5 protein-coding genes are annotated in these 5143 nt (G+C 69.7%); all 5 read right to left on the bottom strand.

The window, feature by feature from the left end; all coding sequences use genetic code 11:
- Positions 1 to 516: 516 nt before the first annotated feature.
- The gene (locus AB1609_15025) at positions 517 to 1101 is read right to left on the bottom strand and encodes a Spy/CpxP family protein refolding chaperone (protein ID MEW6047770.1); all 585 of its coding nucleotides are present in this window, start codon (positions 1099 to 1101) and stop codon (positions 517 to 519) included.
- Positions 1102 to 1256: 155 nt separating this feature from the next.
- The gene (glp, locus tag AB1609_15020; GenBank protein MEW6047769.1) at positions 1257 to 2543 is read right to left on the bottom strand and encodes a gephyrin-like molybdotransferase Glp; all 1287 of its coding nucleotides are present in this window, start codon (positions 2541 to 2543) and stop codon (positions 1257 to 1259) included.
- Positions 2515 to 2868 carry a divalent-cation tolerance protein CutA gene (cutA, locus tag AB1609_15015; GenBank protein MEW6047768.1) on the bottom strand — a complete coding sequence of 118 codons (354 nt, stop codon included), beginning with the start codon at positions 2866 to 2868 and terminating at the stop codon, positions 2515 to 2517. Before cutA ends, glp begins: the two co-directional genes overlap by 29 nt.
- Before the next feature lie 71 nt (positions 2869 to 2939).
- Entirely contained in the window at positions 2940 to 3353 is a 414-nt protein-coding gene (locus AB1609_15010; protein ID MEW6047767.1) for a cobalamin B12-binding domain-containing protein, read from the bottom strand.
- Positions 3354 to 3360: 7 nt separating this feature from the next.
- Positions 3361 to 4986, bottom strand: a complete 1626-nt coding sequence (locus AB1609_15005; protein ID MEW6047766.1) for a methylmalonyl-CoA mutase family protein — start codon at positions 4984 to 4986, stop codon at positions 3361 to 3363.
- Between the last annotated feature and the right edge of the window lie 157 nt (positions 4987 to 5143).

The following is a 5143-nucleotide window of genomic DNA, read 5'->3' as shown; positions in this document are numbered from 1 at the left end:
TCCGGCCCACCCCTTCCCGAGGCTCCGGCCTACGGCCTCCGCCTCGGGAAGCCTCGCGCGATCCTCCTGTTGATCACGCGTGCCCGATCGATCCGGAGGAATTTACACCACTACCAGGGACTATAGCGGGATTTCCAGGGGACCGAGTAGCGGTGAGCGACACCCGAATGAGATTGAGCTAGATTGATGTAGATTGGACGAGCTTGACGGTTATTTTACGTAGCCTGCGCTTGCCCGCTCATCAGCCCCCTCCGTGCCTGTAGAGGCCGTCATTGCGGCACCCTTCCGAAATGGTACAGTGGTGCCAGCAAACGGGATCGGGCATCGCTTCCGGGCGCACCGATGCGCCGGGGAGGGGGTGGCTTGAGGTGGAGAAGAAGCCTGCGAAGGAGACCAAGAAGCCGGCTCCGGAGAAGAAGGCGAAGTAACGCAGGCGGGTCGCACAACGGTGGCGTAGAGCGAGTGGAAGGCGCCCGGGTGTCAGCCGGGCGCCTTTTGGCTCCACCCGGGCGGAGCTTACCAGCCCCGGCCCGGCCCCATCAGGCCGTAACCGCGCCCCATGCCGCGGCCCATGTGGCCGTACCCTCCAGCGCCGTAGCCAACGCACCCGCCACGGCCGAAGCCGGCGCCCCGGCCCCCGAACCCGCCGAACCCGAGGGTCCCGAGGTTGGCCCGCTGTTCGTCCGTGAGCACGCCGCGCACGTCGAGCTGGGCCTGGATGTGGATCTGCGCAAGCTGGCCCTCCAGCTCGTTGATCCGGGCGACGAGCTCCTTCACCTTGGCGGGGTCCGGCGCGGACGAGCGCAGGGCCAGAGCCAGCTCCTGGCGTTTGGCGAACAGCTCGCTGCGGATGGGAAGCGCCTGCTCGTCGGCCTTCTGCTGGATGTCGTTGATCTTGGCGATCTGCTCGTCGGTAAGGCCCAGCGCCTGCCACCCGTAGCCAACCGCCGGCGCCTGCCATGTCTGCGCGGCCGGGCCGGCTGCGCGCCGCGGCGGTGCAGCCAGCACCGTGGCGGACGCGGCCGCCACGGCCAGCCCCACCGCTACGGCCAGCGCAGCCCGCTTCAGCTGCCGCCGCTTCGACCAAACAACCGCGTGCATCCTCTCCATCTCCCCCTCGCAAACACGTCCCGGGGGATTCCCCGGGGGCCGGCGCGCCTTGCGTCGCCGGTTCCGGGTCTTACTCTGCCACAGGCCTTGGGAGAAGGCGTGAAGGGATTATGAAGAAGTGGCGTAGAGCGGTCCCGGTCTGTCGATCAGGAAGGCCAGGCCGCCCCTTCGAGCAGGCGCACCCGCACCGGGGCACCGGCCGGAAGCTCCTCCACCTCCGGGGGGATGGCAACTAGGGCCATGGCGTCCGCCAGGGAACGAACCGACGCAGACGACTGGCGGCCCAGCGCTTCGGCCACGAGCCTCCCCCGGTCGTCGGTCGTCACCCGGGCGCGCAGCCACCGCATGCGGCCGGGAGCCATCCTGACCGGGGCCGCAAGGTACCCCTCCACCTCCGGGGCCCGCCACGCCTGCCCCGTCCACCGTGCGAGCAGAGGCCGGACGAAGAGTTCGGCTGCCACGAAGGCACCCCCGGGCGTTCCCGGCAGCCCGAAGACAGGCCTGCCGTTCCACGTGCCGAATGCCACCGGCCGCCCGGGCCGGATCGCCACACGGTGCAGGTGCCAGCGCACACCCAGGCGTTCGAGGACCGGCCGCACCAGGTCTCTCAAGCCCACGCTCATGCCGCCGGTGACCACCAGCCCGTCCGCCACGTCCGCCGCGCTCTGGACCCGGCCGGCGAGCTCTTCCTCGCTGTCGGGGGCGATGCCGGCAAGTAGAGGCGCCGCGCCCCAGGCCCGCAACTGGGCCGCGACGCTGTAAGCGTTGCTGTTGCGGACCTGGCCCTGCTCGAGGCGAGCCTCCCGCACCTCCACCACTTCGTCGCCCGTTGCGAGCACGGCCATCACCGGGCGCCGCTTCACCCTGACGCGAGTTCTGCCCAGACTGGCGAGAAGGCCAACGGGTCCCGCCCACAGCCGGACGCCTGGCTGCAGCACGGCCTCTCCTGGCTGCGTGTCCTCACCCGCAGGAAACGTGTAGCTCCCGGGTTCGACGGCCCTCTCCACCGCGATGCGCCGATCCCCGGCCTCGCGCACCACTTCCTGCGGCACCACGGCGTCGCTGCCCGCTGGAAGCACAACGCCCGTCATCACGCGGCAGCACTGGCGCGGCCCGAGTTCGACGCCGCGCGACGTGCCCGCGACCAGCGTCTCGACCACTTCCAGAAACACGGGCGACGACGAACTGGCTCCCGCCACGTCGGCGCACCGGACCGCGTAACCATCCATGGCAGCCCGGGCCGCGGGGGGCCACGCCTCGTGTGCCACCACCGCCTCGGCCAGGACCCGGCCGGCCGCCTCCTCCAGGGCCACCTCCTCGTCAGCAAGGGGAGCGAGCCGGCCTGCTGCGTCCAGTACCAGATCCAGGGCCTGCTCGTAAGGAACGAGCCCCCAAAGCCCTACCTCACCGGCCGCCGGACCGCCCCGGCTCATGCGGGCCTGCCCCCATCTCCTCGCGCATCCACCGCAGGTACGGGTCATGAACGCGCTCCACGGGGACGGCGGAGATGGCCGGCACCGTGTAGCTGTGCAGCGACTTCACGGTCTGTTCCAGGGCGGGAAGGGCCGGCTCCAGGGTCTTGACCAGGAGCAGCGCCTCCGAGTCTTCGACGAGCTCGCCCTGCCACCAGTAGCAGGAAGCGATGCGCGGCACCACGTTGGCGCACGCCGCAAGCCGCCGCTCTACCAGCGCGCGGCCGATGCGGCGGGCCTCTTGCTCGTCGCGGGCCGTGATGTAAACCAGATAGGCCGCTGCCATGCCGCCACCTCACCTCGAGACGCCCCGGCCGACGGGCCCGGCATCCAGCCAGCGCCGCAGGCCGAAGCCCGCTACGCCGGCGCCCGCGGGCGCACCAGCCGCTGGATGTATTCTACAATGGCGGCGAGGTCCGCTCCGGGGCCGAAGACGCGCCGGACTCCCTGGTTCACCAGGAACGCCGCGTCCTCGTCCGGAATGGTTCCCCCGACCACGACCGGGATGTCTCCGGCGCCTCGCTCCCGTAGCGCTTTGAGCACCTCGGGGACCAGCGCGTTATGGGCCCCCGAGAGGATGCTGATGGCCACCACGTCGACGTCCTCGTCCACCGCGGTCTGCGCCACCTCCTGCGGGGTGCGGAAGAGGCCCGAGTAGATGACCTCCATGCCTGCGTCCCGCAGGGCCCTGGCGATCACCTTCACGCCGCGGTCGTGACCGTCCAGCCCGACCTTTGCCGCCAGCACCCGGATGGGGGCTGAGTGCTCCATGACAGGCTCACACCACCGCTTCCTCGACGTAGACGCCGTAGACGCTCTTGAGAGCATCCACCATCTCGCCCAGCGTGGCGTAGGCGCGCACCGCCTCGATGAGGTAGGGCATCACGTTCTCCTCCCGTTCGGCGGCGCGGGCGAGGTCTCTCAGGGCGGCCTGGACCCGGGCGTTGTCCCGGCTCCTGCGCAGTTCCTGGACCCGCTGGCCCTGGCGCCTCTCCAGTTCCGGGTCGATGCGCAGGATGGGGACGGGTTTCTCTTCCGAGGCCGGGATGGCGTAGCGGTTCACGCCCACGATGACCCGCTTGCCGCTCGAGACCTCCTGCTGGAAGCGGTAGGAGGCCTCGGCGATCTCCCGCTGCATGAACCCCCGGCGGATGGCCGCGATGACCCCGCCCATCTGCTCGATGCGTTCGATGTACGCCATCGCCTGCCGCTCCGTCTCGCTGGTGAGCGCCTCCACGAAGTACGAGCCGCCCAGCGGGTCGACCACGCTGGCCACGCCGCTCTCCTCGGCGATCACCTGCTGCGTGCGCAGGGCAAGCCTCGCCGCCTCGGCCGTGGGCAGCGCCAGCGCTTCGTCCAGCGCATTGGTGTGAAGGGACTGCGTTCCGCCCAGCACGGCCGCCAGCGCCTGCAGCGTCACCCGCACCACGTTCACCTCGGGTTGCTGGGCCGTCAGCGAGCAGCCCGCCGTCTGCGTGTGGAAGCGCAGCATCCACGAGCGGGGGTTCTGCGCCTTGAAGCGCTCCCGCATGAACCGTGCCCACATCCGCCGCGCCGCGCGGAACTTGGCGATCTCCTCGAAGAAGTCGCTGTGGCTGTTGAAGAAAAACGAGAGCCTGGGCGCGAAGCTGTCGACGTCGAGCCCTCGGGCGAGGCACGCCTCCACGTACGTGAGCCCATCGGCCAGCGTGAAGGCGAGTTCCTGGACGGCCGTGGCGCCCGCCTCGCGGATGTGGTAGCCGCTGATGGAGACGGTGTTCCACCTGGGCATGTGCCGCGTGGCGAACTCGATGGTGTCCACCACCAGCTTCAGGGACGGCTCCGGCGGAAAGATGAACTCCTTCTGGGCGATGTACTCCTTGAGGATGTCGTTCTGGAGCGTGCCCGAAAGCCTTTCCATCGGCACGCCCTGCTTCTCGCCGACCACGATGTACATGGCCATCAGGATGGCGGCAGGGCCGTTGATGGTCATGGAGGTGCTCACTTCGCCCAGGGGGATGCCGTCGAACAGCCGCTCCATATCGGCCAGGCTGTCGACCGCCACGCCCTCCCGCCCCACCTCGCCCCGCGCTCTGGGGTGGTCGGAGTCGTACCCGAGCAGGGTCGGCAGGTCGAACGCCACTGAAAGCCCCGTCTGGCCGTTTTGAAGCAGGTAGTGGAAGCGAGCGTTGGTCTGCTCGGCCGTGCCGTAGCCGGCGAACTGCCGCATGGTCCACAGCCGGCCGCGGTACATGGTCTCGTGGATGCCCCTCGTAAACGGGTACTCCCCCGGGTCGCCCAGGTCTCGATGGTAGTCCAGATCACCCACGTCCTCGGGCCTATAAACCCTTTTCAGAGGAAGCCACGAAAGGGTGGTGAACGCCTCGGCCCGCTCCTCCACCGTGCGCGCCCGCCGGTCCTCCATGAAAGCGTCAGCCCCTCCCCGCTGCCAGGTCCGCACTGCAGCCAGCGCGTCAGTACGCCCAGGCCCTATCCCGCACCTGCTTGTTCGCGGTTATAGTTCTTCTCGTTTGTAGCATACACCCGTGCGGCCCCCGCGGCCTCCGCTCCCGGGCGCTCCG

The sequence above is a fragment of the Bacillota bacterium genome, from assembly GCA_040754675.1.
Taxonomy (GTDB): Bacteria; Bacillota; Limnochordia; order Limnochordales; family Geochordaceae; genus Geochorda.
Note: the sequence above shows the minus strand (reverse complement) of the source record. Positions and strands in the feature narration are given on the sequence as shown.